The organism is Thermomonospora cellulosilytica (assembly GCF_014138835.1).
In the GTDB taxonomy this organism is placed as follows: domain Bacteria; phylum Actinomycetota; class Actinomycetes; order Streptosporangiales; family Streptosporangiaceae; genus Thermomonospora; species Thermomonospora amylolytica.
The window spans coordinates 7,164,879-7,180,245 of sequence record NZ_JACJII010000001.1; the positions used below are offsets into that span (position 1 = coordinate 7,164,879).

The 15,367-nt window shown below is 73.5% G+C and carries 12 protein-coding genes; 3 read left to right on the forward strand and 9 right to left on the reverse strand.

Features of this window, described 5'->3' with window-relative positions; translation table 11 throughout:
* Positions 1–4: 4 nt before the first annotated feature.
* Complete coding sequence (locus tag HNR21_RS33625; RefSeq protein ID WP_182708287.1) at positions 5–1,468, reverse strand: serine/threonine-protein kinase; 1,464 nt, start codon at positions 1,466–1,468, stop codon at positions 5–7.
* A 455-nt stretch (positions 1,469–1,923) separates the two neighbouring features.
* Between HNR21_RS33625 and HNR21_RS33630 the strand changes: the two genes are divergently transcribed.
* Complete coding sequence (locus HNR21_RS33630) at positions 1,924–2,679, forward strand: C40 family peptidase (RefSeq protein ID WP_246442442.1); 756 nt, start codon at positions 1,924–1,926, stop codon at positions 2,677–2,679.
* A 155-nt stretch (positions 2,680–2,834) separates the two neighbouring features.
* Here the strand turns inward: HNR21_RS33630 and HNR21_RS33635 are convergent, their stop codons facing one another.
* The 5 genes from HNR21_RS33635 to HNR21_RS33655 form a co-directional block, all read right to left on the reverse strand.
* Positions 2,835–4,805 carry an acetoacetate--CoA ligase gene (locus HNR21_RS33635; protein ID WP_182708288.1) on the reverse strand — a complete coding sequence of 657 codons (1,971 nt, stop codon included), beginning with the start codon at positions 4,803–4,805 and terminating at the stop codon, positions 2,835–2,837.
* Between the two features lie 80 nt (positions 4,806–4,885).
* Positions 4,886–5,623, reverse strand: coding sequence for an HAD family hydrolase (locus HNR21_RS33640; RefSeq protein ID WP_182708289.1), 738 nt, complete (start codon positions 5,621–5,623; stop codon positions 4,886–4,888).
* A 331-nt stretch (positions 5,624–5,954) separates the two neighbouring features.
* Positions 5,955–7,586, reverse strand: a complete 1,632-nt coding sequence (gene pruA / locus HNR21_RS33645) for an L-glutamate gamma-semialdehyde dehydrogenase (RefSeq protein WP_182708290.1) — start codon at positions 7,584–7,586, stop codon at positions 5,955–5,957.
* A gap of 160 nt (positions 7,587–7,746) precedes the next feature.
* Positions 7,747–8,247 carry a DUF6912 family protein gene (locus tag HNR21_RS33650; RefSeq protein WP_182708291.1) on the reverse strand — a complete coding sequence of 167 codons (501 nt, stop codon included), beginning with the start codon at positions 8,245–8,247 and terminating at the stop codon, positions 7,747–7,749.
* A 5-nt stretch (positions 8,248–8,252) separates the two neighbouring features.
* On the reverse strand, positions 8,253–8,906 hold the full coding sequence (locus HNR21_RS33655) for an HAD family hydrolase (protein WP_312881505.1): 654 nt from the start codon (positions 8,904–8,906) through the stop codon (positions 8,253–8,255).
* A 60-nt stretch (positions 8,907–8,966) separates the two neighbouring features.
* Between HNR21_RS33655 and HNR21_RS33660 the strand changes: the two genes are divergently transcribed.
* Entirely contained in the window at positions 8,967–10,175 is a 1,209-nt protein-coding gene (locus HNR21_RS33660) for an acyl-CoA dehydrogenase family protein (RefSeq protein WP_182708292.1), read from the forward strand.
* Positions 10,176–10,458: 283 nt separating this feature from the next.
* On the opposite strand, the gene murQ is transcribed toward HNR21_RS33660, so the two are convergent.
* Together murQ and HNR21_RS33670 are read right to left on the reverse strand one after the other, a co-directional pair.
* Positions 10,459–11,355 carry an N-acetylmuramic acid 6-phosphate etherase gene (gene murQ / locus HNR21_RS33665; RefSeq protein WP_182708293.1) on the reverse strand — a complete coding sequence of 299 codons (897 nt, stop codon included), beginning with the start codon at positions 11,353–11,355 and terminating at the stop codon, positions 10,459–10,461.
* Complete coding sequence (locus HNR21_RS33670; protein ID WP_220500397.1) at positions 11,352–12,314, reverse strand: MurR/RpiR family transcriptional regulator; 963 nt, start codon at positions 12,312–12,314, stop codon at positions 11,352–11,354. The genes murQ and HNR21_RS33670 overlap by 4 nt, the downstream gene beginning before the upstream one ends.
* Between HNR21_RS33670 and HNR21_RS33675 the strand changes: the two genes are divergently transcribed.
* Entirely contained in the window at positions 12,313–13,470 is a 1,158-nt protein-coding gene (locus tag HNR21_RS33675; protein ID WP_220500398.1) for an N-acetylglucosamine kinase, read from the forward strand. The genes HNR21_RS33670 and HNR21_RS33675 overlap by 2 nt on opposite strands.
* 119 nt (positions 13,471–13,589) lie before the next feature.
* Here the strand turns inward: HNR21_RS33675 and HNR21_RS33680 are convergent, their stop codons facing one another.
* The gene (locus HNR21_RS33680) at positions 13,590–15,236 is read right to left on the reverse strand and encodes a glycoside hydrolase family 3 protein (RefSeq protein ID WP_312881507.1); all 1,647 of its coding nucleotides are present in this window, start codon (positions 15,234–15,236) and stop codon (positions 13,590–13,592) included.
* Between the last annotated feature and the right edge of the window lie 131 nt (positions 15,237–15,367).

Below are 15,367 nucleotides of genomic sequence, written 5' to 3' on the forward strand. Positions count from 1 at the left end.
GCGGTCATCCGCCCGCCGGAACGGTCGGCGTCGGCTCCGCGCCGGTCGAGGTCACGGTGGGCCGGGGCTCGCCGGGCGGCGTGGTGGGCCCGCCCGGCGAGCCGCTCGGCCCGCCCGTCGGGCCGGAGGTGGCCGACGCGGATCCGGTGGGGCCGACGCTCGGCGCGGGGCTCGGCCGGTACGGGCCCGCCGACGGCCGCCGGAACGTCCCGTCGCCGGGCTGCGGGACGACCTGCCGCTGCGGCGGCCGGACGACCTGCCCGGTTCCGGTGCCGGTGCCGTCGCCGCCGACCGTGCGCCCGGTCCCGCCGTCGCCGCGCAGCGCGAACCCGGCGGCGCCGGAGGCCAGCAGCAGCACCGCGACCGCGCCCGCGACGGCGACCGGGCGCAGCGGCGAGGACCGCACGGGCCGGGCGGGCCCGGTGTCGCGGGCGTCCCGGGCGTCCTGGGTGACCGCCGGGCTCAGCTCGTTCTCGTGCGCCCACTCGGCCGGGGTGGGCAGGCGGACGGGGTCGGTCCGCTCCGGCTCGGGTTCCGGCTCCCCGGCGGCGGGCCGGTGCGGGGCGGAACGCGACGGGTCGATCCGGGTGGCGCCGTCGGCGGCGGACTCGGCCGGGACCTCGGCGGCGTCGGCGGCCGGGCGGGGCCGGGGCGGCGCCGCCGGTCCCCGGCCGAGCAGCCGCATCAGCACCGTGCCCGCGTCGGGTCGTTCGGCGGCGTCCTTGACCAGGCAGGCGGCGGCCAGCTCGGCGGGCGTCCCGGTCAGGTCGCCCAGGTCCGGCTCGGCGTGCAGGATCCGGTGGATCACCGCGGGGATGGTGTCCTGGCCGAACGGCGGCCGGCCGGTGGCGGCGAACACGATGGTGGCCGCCCAGCAGAACATGTCGGCGGGAGTGCCGACCTCCTCGCCGCGCAGCTGCTCGGGGGCCATGTACGCGGGCGTGCCGATGGCCCGGCTGGTCAGGGTGGCGGCGCCGCTGATCGCCCGGGCCACCCCGAAGTCGATCACCCGCGGGCCGTCCGGCCCGATCAGCACGTTGTGCGGCTTGAAGTCGCGGTGCACGATCCCGGCCTGGTGGATGGCCACCAGCGCGGTCATGGTGCCCACGGCCAGCCGGTCCAGCGCCGCGCCGGCCAGCGGGCCCTGCTCGGCGACCCGGCGGGCCAGCGACGGCCCGGGCACGTACTCGCTGACGATGTAGGGCCGGTCGCCGGCCAGGTCGGCGTCGATCACCTGGGCGGTGCAGAATCCGGCGACCCGCTTGGCCGTCTCCAGTTCGCGCAGGAAGCGGGCGCGGGCGCGTTCGTCGGCGGTCAGCTCGGCGTGCAGCAGCTTGACCGCGACCTGACGGCCGTCGGAGGCGACGCCGAGGAAGACCGAGCCCTGGCCGCCCTGGCCGAGCCGGCCGGTCAGCGTGTACCCGCCGAGTCGTTCCGGATCGCCGGTGCGCAAGCCCGCCGCGTCCATGCCGACCGCCTCTCCCCTCACCGGCCGGTGGCCGGGCGGACCGCGGTCGCCGAACCGCCGGCGGCCCGCCGGGTGCCAGATTACAGCGGGATCGCCGTCATTTCCTGCGGCTTGCGACAAAACCGTGCCGGTGTCCGGCGGAGCGCCCGGTTGGCCGGATCCGGCCGGGGATGGCGGACCGGTCCGGCGACGGGTCGCGAGGAGGGGGCCGCGATATTCCGGCGGACCCGCCGCCACCTGCCCGGCGGGAGATTTTCCCGGTGCATCCCGCAACGCCGGTGATGCCGATCGAGAGAATGCACGGAGCCGTTCATAGCACCGAGAGATAACGGCAGTGAATTGGAAAAGCAGGCGTGTAATTGCACGACTACGGGTAGTGACGACCGTGGCGATCTTCGAGAGGAGGCACGACAGATATGTCAATTCCGTTAAAGGCCATCTGCGGTGCGGCGACGTTGACCATCGCGCTGACACCGGGGATGGGCCACGCCAGGGTCGCCGACCACGGCGGCGCGCAGCGCGGGCCCCAGCTGGCCTCCGGAAAACATCCCGTCCGGCACGCGCCGCAGCGGGTCACCCGGCAGCACCCGGGCGCCCGGCCGCAGCACGGCATGATCGCGCCGATGCACCCCGGCGCGCATCCCGTCGCGCCGATGCACCCCGTGCACCCCGTGCGCCCCGGTGCGCATCCCGGCGTGCCGGGGCGTCCGCAGCCGGGTCTGTACGCGCACGCGGCCGGGTCCGCGCTGCACGGGCAGATGCTGCTGGCCGCCCGGCAGCGCGCCGCCCGGCACAAGCGCGCCCGGCTCATCGCCCAGTGGCAGGCGCGCGCCGACCGCGCGGTCCGCTTCGCGCTGGCGCAGCGAGGCAAGCCGTACCTGTGGGGAGCCACCGGACCGGCCGCCTACGACTGCTCCGGCCTGGTGCAGCGGGCCTGGCGCAAGGCGGGGGTGAAGATCCCGCGGGTGACCCACGACCAGTACCGCGCCATCCGCAAGAAGGTGCCGCGCAGCCGGCTGCGCCCCGGTGACCTGGTGCTGTTCAACGGGCTCCGGCATGTGGGCATGTACGTGGGAAGAGGACGGTTCGTGCACGCGCCGCGCGCGGGCCGGACCGTCACCACCGAACCACTGCGCGGCTACTACGCGCGCAACTACGTCGGGGCGGTGCGCCCGGCCTGGCCGAAGCTGCCCGAGATCCCGACGTCCTGAGCTCCGACCGCATCAGGGGACCGTGCGGCGCCCCGGGCATCAGCCATGTGCCCGGGGCTCCGACGTTTCCGGGTGGGGTGACCGGCGGAACGAGGATCACCTGACCCGTTCTTCGGGGGCCTGGGGTTGTCCCCCGCACGAAGCACGGAACGCTTTTACCGCCGGAAGTGCTCCAGCACCTCGGGATTGGCCATCGAACCCGGGTTGGCGGCCTGCTCGACCGGAGTGCCGAGCAGGATCTTGCGGACCGGGATCTCCAGTTTCTTGCCCGACAGGGTGCGCGGCACCCCGGGCACCTGCCGGATCTCGTCCGGCACATGACGCGGCGACAGCGCCGAGCGCAACTCCTTGCGGATCCGCCCGGCCAGTTCCTCGTCCAGCTGCACGCCCGGGGCGAGCTGCACGTACAGCAGCAGCCGGCCCTCCTCGCCGAGCCGGCCGGTGTCGATGACCAGGCTGTCGACCACCTCGTCGAACGCCTCGACCACCCGGTAGAAGTCGGCGGTGCCCATCCGCACCCCGCCCCGGTTGAGGGTGGAGTCGGACCGGCCGTAGATCACGCAGCCGCCGTCCGGCAGGATCTTGATCCAGTCGCCGTGCCGCCACACCCCGGGATAGGCGTCGAAGTAGGACTCGCGGTAGCGCTCACCGGACTCGTCGTTCCAGAAGGACACCGGCATCGACGGCATCGGCTCGGTCAGCACCAGCTCGCCGACCTGGTCGATCACCGGCCGCCCCGCCTCGTCGAACGCCTCGACCCTGGCGCCCAGCCCGCGGCACTGGATCACCCCGGCGCGCAGCGGCAGCAGCACGTTCGGCCCGACGAACCCGGTGCACACGTCGGTGCCGCCGGAGAACGACCCGAGCAGCAGGTCCCGGCCCACCGCCTCGTACACCCAGGTGAAGCCCTCGGGCGGCAGCGGCGACCCGGTGGAGCCGATGCCGCGCAGCGCGGACAGGTCCAGCTCCTCGCCCGGCCGCAGGCCCGCCTTGCGGGAGGCCATGATGTACGGGGCGCCGACGCCGAAGTAGGTGACCCCGGTCTCGGCCGCCAGCCGCCACAGCGAGTCGCCGCCGGGCGCGCCGTCGAACATCACCACGGTGGCCCCCACCAGCAGCCCGCCGACCAGGTAGTTCCACATCATCCAGCCGGTGGTGGTGTACCAGAAGAACACGTCGCCCGGCCCGAGGTCCTGGTGGAACGACAGGGCCTTGAGGTGCTCCAGCACGACCCCGCCGTGGCCGTGCACGATCGGCTTGGGCAGGCCCGTCGTCCCGGACGAGTACACCACCCACAGCGGATGGTCGAACGGGACCGGCTCGAACTCCAGCGGGTGCCCCTCGCGCGGCAGGTCGGCGAACGACATCCCGGCCCGCAGCCGCCCGGGGTCGGCGGCCGGGTCCAGGTACGGGACCAGCACGGTGCGGGCCAGCGACGGCAGCGCCGCCTCGATCTCGGCCACCACGTCCATCCGGTCGAACCGCTTGCCGTTGTAGGCGTACCCGTCGACCGCGATCAGCACCTTGGGCTCGATCTGCGCGAACCGGTCGATCACGCTGGCCGAGCCGAAGTCCGGGGAGCACGACGACCAGATCGCGCCCAGCGAGGCGGCGGCCAGGAAGCAGATCAGCGCCTCGGGGATGTTCGGCAGGTAGGCCGCCACCCGGTCGCCGCGGCCCACGCCCAGCCCGGCCAGCCCGGCCCGCACGTTCGCCACGTGCATGGCCAGCTCCCGCCGGGTCAGCCAGCGGTGCCCGCCGGCCTCCGAGCGGAAGACCACCGCGACCTCGTCGGGCCGCTCGTCGCTGCCGCGCAGCGCGTTGGCGGCGTAGTTGACGCTGGCCCCGGAGAACCAGCGCAGGCCGTCCACCGGCATCGGCCCCCCGCTGCGCACCGGCCCGTCGCCGCGCTCCCCCACCACGTCGAAGTAGCGCCAGATCGACTCCCAGAACGCGTCGATCTCGGTGACCGACCAGCGCCACAGGTCCTCGTAGGCATCGCCCTCGGCGGCGAAGATCTGCTGCTCGGCCAGCCACCGCCGGTAGGCGGTCAGCCGGGCGTTCGCGATCGTCTCCTGCGACGGCTCCCAGAGCGTGCGGCCCTCGGCCGCGTCGTCGTGCGTCATGGCTCCGGCCCTCCCCATGTCACGGGCTCTACCCAGGCGTCCGGCCGATGTGCGCCGGATCACGATCGTGCGTGCCGAGCCTACGCCCCGGCGTCCGCGTCGATCGCGCGGGCCACCGCCTGGACGTCGGTGAGATCGGGCAGCACCGCGTCGGCCCCCGCGGCGCGCAGCTCGGCCTCGGTGGAACTGCCGGTCGCGACGGCCACCGCCGCCGCCCCGGCGATCTTGGCGGCCTGCACGTCCCGGACCGAGTCGGCGACGTACACGGTGGCCCCCTTGCGGTCGGGGTGCCAGGCGGCGGACTCGTCGAACGCGATGCCGTACTTCTGCGAGGCCTTGCGGCGGGCCAGCTCCAGCAGGGCGGCCTTGCTGTAGACGCCGTCCTCGTAGCCGCCGACCTCGGTGTCCACGTACGAGTCCAGCCCGAACTCGGCGAGCTTGACGACCGCGTTCGGCTGGATCGACCCGGTCAGCACCGACTGCACGGTCCCCTGCCGCCTGGCCAGCGCCGCCAGCGCCTCCCGGGCGCCGGGCAGCAGCCGCCCCTCGGCCCGCAGCCGCCCGCGCCGCGCCGCGAACGCCTTGGCCAGGGCGTCCATGAACCGCGGCAGATGGTCGTCGGTGACCTCGATGTCGTTGAACGCCAGGGTCTCGAAGATGATCTCCGATTCGGTGCGCCCGGCCGTCGGGGCCAGCCTCACCAGCGGCCGCCCGGTGGTCTGCCGGAACGCCTCGGCGTAGGCGTCCCGGGTGACCCTCACGACGTCGACCAGCGTGTGGTCGATGTTCCACAGCACCAAGCGGTAGCTCGTCGACATCCTCTTCCCTTGTGCGTGCAGGACGTCCCGGGGCAGGGGGCAGCCCCGGCGCGATCCGGCGTTCGGCTCTAAGGTTACGGGGCTCGGAGCACTCCGCCTATGGTCCCCGGGGCCACCCGGGAGCGGGCCCGCATGGTCGTGAGGAGGAGCGGGTCAAGACCGCGAGGAACGAGCGATCTTGCGGCGGGCGGGGCCACCGCAGCGAGCAAGGATGGCCCACCCGCCCTCTCGGGGGTCGCCCCCCACGAGCAACACGACGAACGGCCGCGCGTCCCAAGGCCCGCTCGCCGCCGCGCCTCCGGCGCGGCGGCGAGCACGCACGAGCGCAGGTCTACTCCCCCATGTAGGGGTAGCGGTAGTCGGCGGGCGGGAGCAGGGCCTCCTTGATCGAGCGGACGTTGGTCCAGCGCAGCAGGTTGAAGATGGAGCCGGCCTTGTCGTTGGTGCCGCTGGCGCGGGCCCCGCCGAACGGCTGCTGGCCGACGACCGCGCCGGTGGGCTTGTCGTTGACGTAGAAGTTGCCGGCGGCGAACCGCAGGTGCTCGGCGGCGGCGGCGATCGCGGCCCGGTCCCGCGCGATGATCGAGCCGGTCAGGCCGTACGGGGCGACGCTCTCCATCTGCCGCAGCATCGCGTCGTAGTCGCCGTCGTCGTAGACGTGCACGCCGAGGATCGGGCCGAAGTACTCCTTGGTGAAGATCTCGTCCGCAGGGTCGGCGGCCTCCAGCACCGCCGGGCGCACGAAGTACCCCTCGGAGTCGTCGGCCTGCCCGCCGACCAGGACCCGGATGGAGTCCAGGTCGCGGGCCCGCTCCAGGGCCGCCCGGTGCTTGGCGAACGCCCGCGCGTCGATCACCGCGCCCATGAACAGCGACAGGTCCTCGGCGACGTTCCCCATGGTCAGCGACTCGACCTCGGCGCAGAAGTCGTCGCGCATCCGCTCCCACAGCGAGCGCGGCACGTACGCGCGGGAGGCCGCCGAGCACTTCTGTCCCTGGTACTCGAACGCGCCGCGGACCAGCGCGGTGCGCAGCACGGCGGGGTCGGCGGACGGGTGCGCCACCACGAAGTCCTTGCCGCCGGTCTCGCCGACCAGCCGGGGGTAGCCGCGGTAGCCGGCGATGTTCTCCCCGACCGTGCGCCACAGGTGCTGGAACGTGGCGGTGCTGCCGGTGAAGTGGATGCCGGCCAGGTCCGGGTGGGTCAGCGCCACGTTCGACACCGCCCGGCCGTCCCCGGTGACCATGTTGATCACGCCGGGCGGCAGCCCGGCCTCCTCCAGCAGCCGCATGGTGAAGTGCGCGGAGAACTGCTGGGTGGGCGACGGCTTCCAGACCACCACGTTGCCCATCAGCGCGGGCGCGGTGGGCAGGTTGGCGGCGATGGAGGTGAAGTTGAACGGCGTGATCGCCAGGACGAAGCCCTCCAGCGGCCGGTACTCCATCCTGTTCCACACGCCCGGGGCCGACTCCGGCTGCTCGGCCAGCAGCCGCCGGGCGTAGTGGACGTTGTACCGCCAGAAGTCGATCAGCTCGCAGGCGGCGTCGATCTCCGCCTGGTGCGGGGTCTTGGACTGGCCGAGGACGGTGGCGGCGTTGAGGGTGGCCCGCCACGGCCCGGCCAGCAGTTCGGCCGCGCGCAGGAAGATCGCCGCCCGGTCGTCGAACGACAGCGCCCGCCAGCCGGGGGCGGCCGCGCGGGCGGCCTCGATCGCGGCCCGCACGTCGTCGTCGGTGGCGTTGCCGAGCTGACCGAGCACATGACCGTGCCGGTGCGGCTCCACCACGTCGATCGGGTCCCCGCCGCCGAGCCGCCGCTCGCCGCCGATGGTCATGGTGAGGTCGATCCGGTCGGCCGCCAGTTCCTTGATCCGGTCCTCCAGCGCGGCCCGTTCGGCGCTGCCCGGCGCATAGGCCAGGACGGGCTCGTTGGCCGGTACGGGCACAGTGGTGACGGCGTCCATGCGTTCGCTCCCGGAAGATCACGACGTCGTTGTCGAAGGCGCGTCGGGAACGTACCCGTATGGACCGTTCGCGACGCGTATCGCCAGACTATGCCGGGAGCGTCCGGAAGGGTTAGCCGGCCGCTCTCTCAGGGGTCCCGGGGTTCCCCGCGGCGACGGGCTAGAGGTCGGCCAGCTCCTGGGTGGCGTACCAGAGCAGCTCGTGGCCCTCGGCGCCGTCCACCACGAAGCGGGCGTCCTCGTCGCCGGCGTCGGCGTCCGGCAGCGCCTTGATCGCCGCCTGCACGTCCTCGGCGGCCTGCTCGTCGTCCACGTGCCCGGCGGCGATGTCGCGCGCCAGCACGGGGGCGTTCACCTGGACCAGCGCCCGTTCCCCGCCGGCGGCGTCGCGCTGCACGGCCTGCTCGGGGACCTCCACCGCGAGCACCACCCGGCGCGGCGGGACCTTGGGGTCCTCGGCCTGGTCGACGGCCAGCAACCGGAGCGAGGCCCGCGCGGCCGCCGTCATGGCCGCGTACTCCAGCTCCTCGGTGTCGCCCTCGGCGTACCACTCGCGCAGCTCGGGGGTCACCGCGTAGCCGGGCAGCGGGGCGGGACCGATCTCGCCGGCGGCCAGGTCGCGGGCGAGGCGGACGAGCGTGGACGGCAGATAGACGCGCATGACGATCAGCAGTCTGCCAGACGGACTCCCAAGAGTTCCCCCAGCCGGGCGATGGTGGTGTTCACGTCCACGTGGTGCACTCCCACCATTCCGAGCGCCTCGGCGGCCCGCACGTTGTGCTCGATGTCGTCGACGAACGCGCACTCGGCCGGGGCCAGGCCCAGCCGCTCGACCGCGTGCCGGAAGATCCGCTCGTCGGGCTTGCGCATCCCGACCTCGCAGGAGATGACCACCTCGTCGAACAGCTCGCCCCACAGCTCGCGCGGATAGTCGTTGCCCCACGAGTTGGACAGCAGCGCGATCCGGGCGCCGGCCGCGCGGGCCGCGCGCAGCGCCGCGTACATCGGCTCGACCGGGTGGAACGCGGCGAACATCCGCTTGATCAGGCCCTCGCACTCGACCGGGCGGCCGTCGACGGTGCACAGCTCGGCGGCCAGCATCCGTTCGAACTCCGCGACCGGCAGCGAGCCGTCCTCCAGGCCGTGGACGGGGTTGAGGATCCCGCCCCTGGCGTCGTACGCCTGGCTCACCCACTCGCGCATGACCGCCTTGTAGCGGGCCTCGTCGATGGACTCGGCGGCGATCCAGTGCGCGACGGCCTCGTTCAGCGGGGAGGTCAGCACGCCGCCCCAGTCGGTGATCACAGCCTTGACGTCCACGCGTCGATGGTAGGCGATCCCGCGTGATCCGACCGAACGGCGCTCTGTCAGACTGCGCTTATGGACTTCGAACTCAGCCCGAAGGCGCAGGAGTACTCCGGCAAGCTGCAGGAGTTCATGGCCGAGCACGTCTATCCCGCCGAGGCCGTCTACGCGGCGCAGCGCGCGGAACTCACCGCCGCCGGCAACCCCAACGGGACCCCCGCGGTCATCGAGGAGCTCAAGGCCGAGGCCCGCAGGCGCGGCCTGTGGAACCTGTTCCTGCCGGACGTCTCCGGGCTGTCGAACGTCGACTACGCCACCCTCGCCGAGATCACCGGGCGTTCGGTCCACCTGGCCCCGGAGGCGGTCAACTGCTCGGCCCCCGACACCGGGAACATGGAGGTGCTGCACATGTTCGGCACCCCCGAGCAGAAGGAACGGTGGCTGAAGCCGCTGCTGGAGGGCCAGATCCGCTCGGCGTTCGCGATGACCGAGCCGGACGTGGCCTCCTCCGACGCCACCAACATCACCACCTCGATCGTCCGGGACGGCGACGAGTACGTCATCAACGGGCGCAAGTGGTTCATCAGCGGCGCCATGGACGAGCGCTGCAAGATCTTCATCGTGATGGGCAAGACCGACCCGGACGCGCCCGCCCACCGCCAGCAGTCCCAGGTCCTGGTGCCCCGCGACACCCCCGGCGTGACCGTGGTCCGCGACATGACCCTGTTCGGCTACCGCGACCAGCCCGGGCACGCCGAGGTCCGGTTCGAGGACGTGCGGGTCCCGGTGACCAACCTGATCGGCGAGGAGGGCGGCGGCTTCGCCATCGCCCAGGCCCGCCTCGGCCCCGGCCGCATCCACCACTGCATGCGCGCCCTGGGCAGCGCCGAGCGCGCCCTGGAACTGATGTGCCGCCGCGCCGTCTCCCGGGTGGCGTTCGGCGGGCCGCTGGCCCGGCAGGGCGTGGTCCAGCAGCAGATCGCCGAGGCCCGGATGGCCATCGAGCAGGCCCGGCTGCTCACCCTCAAGACCGCCTGGATGATCGACCGGCACGGCGCCAAGGGCGCCCGCACCGAGATCGCCGCCATCAAGGCCGTCGTCCCGCGCACCGTCGCCCGGATCCTCGACGACGCCATCCAGGTCCACGGCGCCGCCGGCGTCAGCGACGACACCCCCCTCGCCGAGATGTACGCCTGGACCCGCGCCATGCGCATCTTCGACGGCCCCGACGAGGTCCACGTCCGCACCGTCGCCCGCCAGGAGCTCAAGAAATATGCGAGTTAGATGTGGGGGGACGACCCCCCACACCCCCCGCGGGCGGATCGCGCCATCCTCGCCGACCCCGCTTGCGCTCGCCTGGCGGCTCGCTCCAGCGGGGTCGGCTGCGGTGGCGCGACCGCTCAGGTGAACCGCCGCTCCGCTGGAGCTCCGCGGCGGTTCACCTGTGTGGGGTCTGTCCGTGGTCGTTGTGGAAGTTCTGGGGGCTCCGCCCCCAGACCCCCGGACGATGAGCTCATCTGTCCAACGGACGGCCTCCCCGCGCGGAGGCCGCCGTCGGCAGCTGCTGCTAACTCGCTCTGAGCATTGCCAGGGCTTCTCTTACTCCTCCGTGGCATTCCTGGAGGGCTCTGGTGGCGCGGGCGGCGGGGACCTCGCCGAGGAGGGAGACCAGGGCGACCCGGGTGTCGCCGCCGGCCTCCGACAGGGCGGCCTCGCAGATGGCGGCGTCCATGCCGGTGGCCTCGGTGAGGATGCGCACCAGGCGGGCCCGCAGCTTGTCGTTGAGGGCGTTCACGCTGACCATCAGGTTGGAGTAGGTCCGGCCCAGCCTGATCATCAGGGTGGTGGAGAAGGCGTTCAGCACCATCTTGGTGGCGGTGCCGGCCTTCATCCGGGTGGAGCCGGTGATCACCTCCGGTCCGGTGGCCAGGCCGATGTGCACGTCCACCTCGGCGGCGAACGGGGCGCCGGGGTTGGCGGAGATCAGCGCGGTCCGGGCGCCGATCCGCTGGGCGGCGCGCAGCGCGCCCACCACGTACGGGGTGCGGCCGCTGGCGGCGATGCCGACGGCGATGTCCCCCGGACGCACGTCGGCGGCGTCGCGGGCACCGAGCTCGGCGTCGTCCTCCACTCCCTCGATGGCCTGCGACAACGCGCCGGACCCGCCGGCGTGGTGGGCGACCACGCGGCCCCACAGCCCGAACGTGGGCGGCAGTTCGGCGGCGTCCATCACCGCCAGCCGGCCGGAGGTGCCCGCGCCGAAGTAGTGCACCCGGCCCCCGGCCCGCAGCGCCTCCACGGCCCAGTCCACCAGCCGCGCGATCTCCGGCAGCACCGCGCCGACCGCGGCGGGCACCAGGGAGTCCTCGGCGTTGATCAGCCGCAGCACCTCTATCGTGGGCAGCACGTCCACGTCGACGGTGCGCGGGTTGCGTCCCTCGGTGGGCACGTCGCAGTCGATCACCGGCGCCTCCGATCGGGCCGCACGGTCCGGCTGCGGACCGCCTCGAACGTGGCCTCCAGCGCCTTGCGGGTGGTGCCGTAGGTGCGCTGGGCGACCCCCACGAAGATGCAGTCGATCACGGTGAGCTGGGCGAGCCGGCTGGCGGTGGCGCCGGAGCGGAACGTGGTCTCCCGGGCGGCCGTGGTCAGCACCAGGTCGGCGACCTCGGCGATCGGCGACTTGGGGAAGTTGGTGACGGCCACCGTCCTGACCCCCCGCCCCTTGGCGACGCCGAGCGCGTCGATGGTCTCCACGGTGGCGCCGGTGTGCGAGATGCCCATCGCCACGTCCCCCGGATTGAGCACGGCGGCGCTGGTCAGCATGATGTGCGCGTCCGACCAGGCCGAGCAGTGCCGGCCGATGCGGTGCAGCTTCTGCTGGAAGTCCAGGGCGACGAAGGCGCTGGCGCCCACCCCGTACACGTCGACCCGGGAGGCGGCGACGACCGCGTCGACCACCTGTTCCAGCACCTTGATGTCGAGTTGCGCGGCGGTCTCCTCGACCGCGCGGGCGTCGGCGAAGGTGACCTTCTCGACGATCTGTTCCAGGGAGTCGTCGGGGCTGATGTCGCTCCCGATGACCCGCCCCCCGGTGGCGCTCTGCGCCCGCCCGGCCTCGGTGGCCAGGGTCAGCCGGAGCTCCGGGTAGCCGGTGAAGCCGATGGCCCGGCAGAACCGGATGACCGTCGTCTCCGAGGTGCCGCACTGGTGCGCGAGCTCGGTGATGGTGGAGTTGGCGACCCCTTCGGGATCGTCGATGACCCGCTGGGCGACCCGGCGCTCGGCGGGCGGCAGTGAGGGCAGCAGCGAACGCACCCGGACCACGGTGCTGAGCGGTGCCTCCCGGTGGGGATGTGAGGCCGCCGGGGGAGATGTGACGTCCCCCCGGTCCCCCGTGTCTCGGCCATTGGTTTTCCTCATGTCAGTAAGTTTCTTACGTCCACAATGCCCCGTCAACGTCACGAAGGTCTACGGTCGCCGTGTGTTGACCCATTTGGCTGGTCCTTACGTGATCGGCGTCGACGCGGGTGGCACGAAAACCCGCGCAGCCGTACTAACGCTCAGTGGCGCTCTGGCCGGTTCGGGAACCGGTCCGGGCGCCAACCCCAACTCCGGGGGCGACACCGCGGGTGCGCTCACCACGGCCCTCGGCGCCGCACTCGGCGAGTTGGACCGTTCCCTCGTCCAGGGTGGTGTATTCGGCATCGCCGGAGCCGGTTCTGCCGGGCGGCCCGCCGCCGTGGCCGCCGCCCGGCGCGCCTGGCGCGCCGTCGGGCTGTCCGGATCACCCTCCGTGGTCACCGACATCGCGGTGGCGTTCGCGGCGGGCACCAGCGCGCCGGAGGGCATCGTGGTGTTCTCCGGCACCGGCGCCGGCGCCGCGGTGATCAACGACGGGACGATCGTGCAGCGCGCCGACGGCTATGGCTGGCTGGTCGGCGACCAGGGCTCGGCGGTCTGGCTGGGCCGCCAGGCGGTCGAGGCCACCCTGGCCGCGCTGGACGGACGCGGTGCGCCCACCCTGCTCGCCGAGTCGGTGCCCCGGGCCCTGCTCGGGCCGCTGGCCCCCGGCCTGATGACCGAGGGCTCCCGCGGCCCCCGCCCGGCGCGGGCCCGAAGACGGTCCGCCCCGGCGCTGGCGATGGCCTCCGCCGGGGCGGGCTCCCCCGGGACCGCGACCACGACCCTGGACCTGCCGGAGCGGACGCCGCCCGCCGATCCCGCGCTGGCCCAGGCGATCATCAAGGAGGTGTACGGGCGGCCCCCGGCGGCGCTGGGCCGCCTCGGCCCGGTGGTGTGCGCGGCGGCCGCCGCGGGCGATCCGGTGGCCCGCCACATCACCGAGCAGGCCGCCCAGTGGCTGCTGCGGGACGTGGACGCGGTCCGCCCCGCGCTCACCGACCAGAACTCGCCGGTGGTCATGGCCGGCTCGGTGCTCGGCAACGGTCCCGTGGCCGACGCGGTACGGGACGGCCTGCGCGAACGCTTCCCCGTCGCCCCGTGCACGGCGGGCGACGGCGCCGTCGGCGCCGCCGGGATGGCGCTGCGCCGTCTGGGCCTGCAACCGCCCAGCTGATTCCAAGGGCCGCAGTCGCGGCACCGATCCCCGGCCCGCTGTCCGGCCGGACGAAATCCACACATCCGAAGGGCCCCCGCGCATCCGTGCGCGGGGGCCCCTGACAAGGACGGCAACCGCTAGTAAGTCAGCCCGTGCCCGAACCGGAGGCCGCTGACCTGCACCGGCAGCCGCCCGGCCGGCTTGGTCTGCCCCGTCAGCACCCGGGCCAGCGCGTTCAGCGAGACGTTCCCCGAGGAGTAGGTGGCCAGCGTCGCGGTGGCCGCACCGGCATGGGCCAGGTCGTAGGGACGGCCCAGCGCCACCGCCACCACGGGACGGCCGCCCATCGCCCTGATCCGCGCCGCGGTCGCCGCCCCGGCGTCCTGCGTGGTCAGCACGACCACGTCGGCGGCCTGCGGGGATCCGGCGATCCGCACGTTCCGCTTGCGCAGCGCGGCGGCCAGTTGCGGGGCGTGCGGCCCGGCGACGTGGACCCTCGTCCCGTTCCGCAGCGGCAGCGCGCCGCCCTTGTTGCGGACCAGGGTGACCGACGCCTCGGCGACCCGGCGGGCGACCTCCTGGTGCGCCCGCGAGCCGACGACCTGGGCGGCCCTCCTCGGATCGACCTGCACGTCGCCGAACAGGCCGCGCCGGGCCTTGAGCGCCAGGATGCGGGTGACCGACTCGTCCAGCCGCTGCCTGGTGATGGCGCCCCTGCGCACCGCCGACACGACCGCCGCGTGGGCGCCGGCCAGGTTCGGCGGCATCAGCAGTTGGTCGGCGCCGGCCTGCACGGCCCGCACCGCCGCCTGCGTCGCGCCGTACTTCTGGCGGGCCCCGGCCATCTGCAGCGAGTCGGTGACGATCACGCCCCGGTAGCCGAGCTTCTGGCGGAGCAGCCCGGTCAGCACCGTGCGCGACATGGTGGCCGGGTCGCCGGAGTCGTCCAGCCCCGGAACGACGATGTGCGCGGTCATGATCGCGTCGACGCCCTGCCGGACGGCGGCCTGGAACGGCGGCGCGTCCAGCCGTTCCCACTCCTGGCGGGTGTGCCTGATGACCGGCAGCCCGGTGTGGCTGTCGACGTCGGTGTCGCCGTGCCCGGGGAAGTGCTTGGCGGTCGCGGCCACCCCGGCGTCCTGGTAGCCCTGGACCGCCCCGCCGAGCATCTGCGACACCAGCGCCGGGTCGGAGCCGAACGAGCGGACGCCGATCACCGGGTTGGCCGGGTTGACGTTGACGTCGGCGACCGGCGCGTAGTTCTGGTTGATGCCGAGCGCGCGCAGCTCGGTGCCGGTGACCCTGGCGGCCTCGTGGGCCAGGCCGGGCTGCGCGGTCGCGCCGAGCGCCATGTTGCCGGGGAACTTGGTCAGGTAGGGCAGCCGGGTGACCAGCCCCTGCTCCTCGTCCACCCCGAGCAGCAGCGGGATCTCGGAGGCCCGCTGCAGGGCGTTGGACAGCCGCGCGGTCTGCACCGGGTCGCGGGCGTTGCCGGGGAAGTAGATGAATCCGCCGACGTGATAGCGCCTGATCATCCGTTCGGCGTCGGCCCGGTCGGCGAAGGTGGGCACGAACAGCTGCCCGACCTTCTGTTCCAGGCTCATGCCCTTGACGAAGTCGCCGATCCAGGCGGCCGGCTCGGCGGACCGCGTGGCGGTCGGCGTCGGCGCCCCCGTCTGCTGCGACATGGAACTTCCCGTTCCCGTGGTACCGCCGTTGCAGGCCGCCAGCGGCAGCGCCAGTGCCGCCGCCACGACCGCGACCGGCGTGCGTGAACGACGCACCGGACCAGTCCCCCCGAACTCGGTCGCTGTGAAATAGCTGGTCATCGCCCTCGCGACGCTAACACGCCGAACGGAGTGCTCGGGCGATGTCCGCTCCCGGACGTCGATTGCGGCCATGGAATGTCCGGTAC

Bases quoted from the DNA above. Each gene is read 5' to 3' on its own strand.
- HNR21_RS33670 (WP_220500397.1), bottom strand. From the start codon at position 12,314: ATGAGGAAAACCAATGGCCGAGACACGGGGGACCGGGGGGACGTCACA.
- pruA (WP_182708290.1), bottom strand. From the start codon at position 7,586: ATGGACGCCGTCACCACTGTGCCCGTACCGGCCAACGAGCCCGTCCTG.
- HNR21_RS33675 (WP_220500398.1), top strand. From the start codon at position 12,313: ATGTCAGTAAGTTTCTTACGTCCACAATGCCCCGTCAACGTCACGAAG.
- HNR21_RS33625 (WP_182708287.1), bottom strand. From the start codon at position 1,468: ATGGACGCGGCGGGCTTGCGCACCGGCGATCCGGAACGACTCGGCGGG.
- HNR21_RS33635 (WP_182708288.1), bottom strand. From the start codon at position 4,805: ATGACGCACGACGACGCGGCCGAGGGCCGCACGCTCTGGGAGCCGTCG.
- HNR21_RS33640 (WP_182708289.1), bottom strand. From the start codon at position 5,623: ATGTCGACGAGCTACCGCTTGGTGCTGTGGAACATCGACCACACGCTG.
- HNR21_RS33660 (WP_182708292.1), top strand. From the start codon at position 8,967: ATGGACTTCGAACTCAGCCCGAAGGCGCAGGAGTACTCCGGCAAGCTG.
- HNR21_RS33650 (WP_182708291.1), bottom strand. From the start codon at position 8,247: ATGCGCGTCTATCTGCCGTCCACGCTCGTCCGCCTCGCCCGCGACCTG.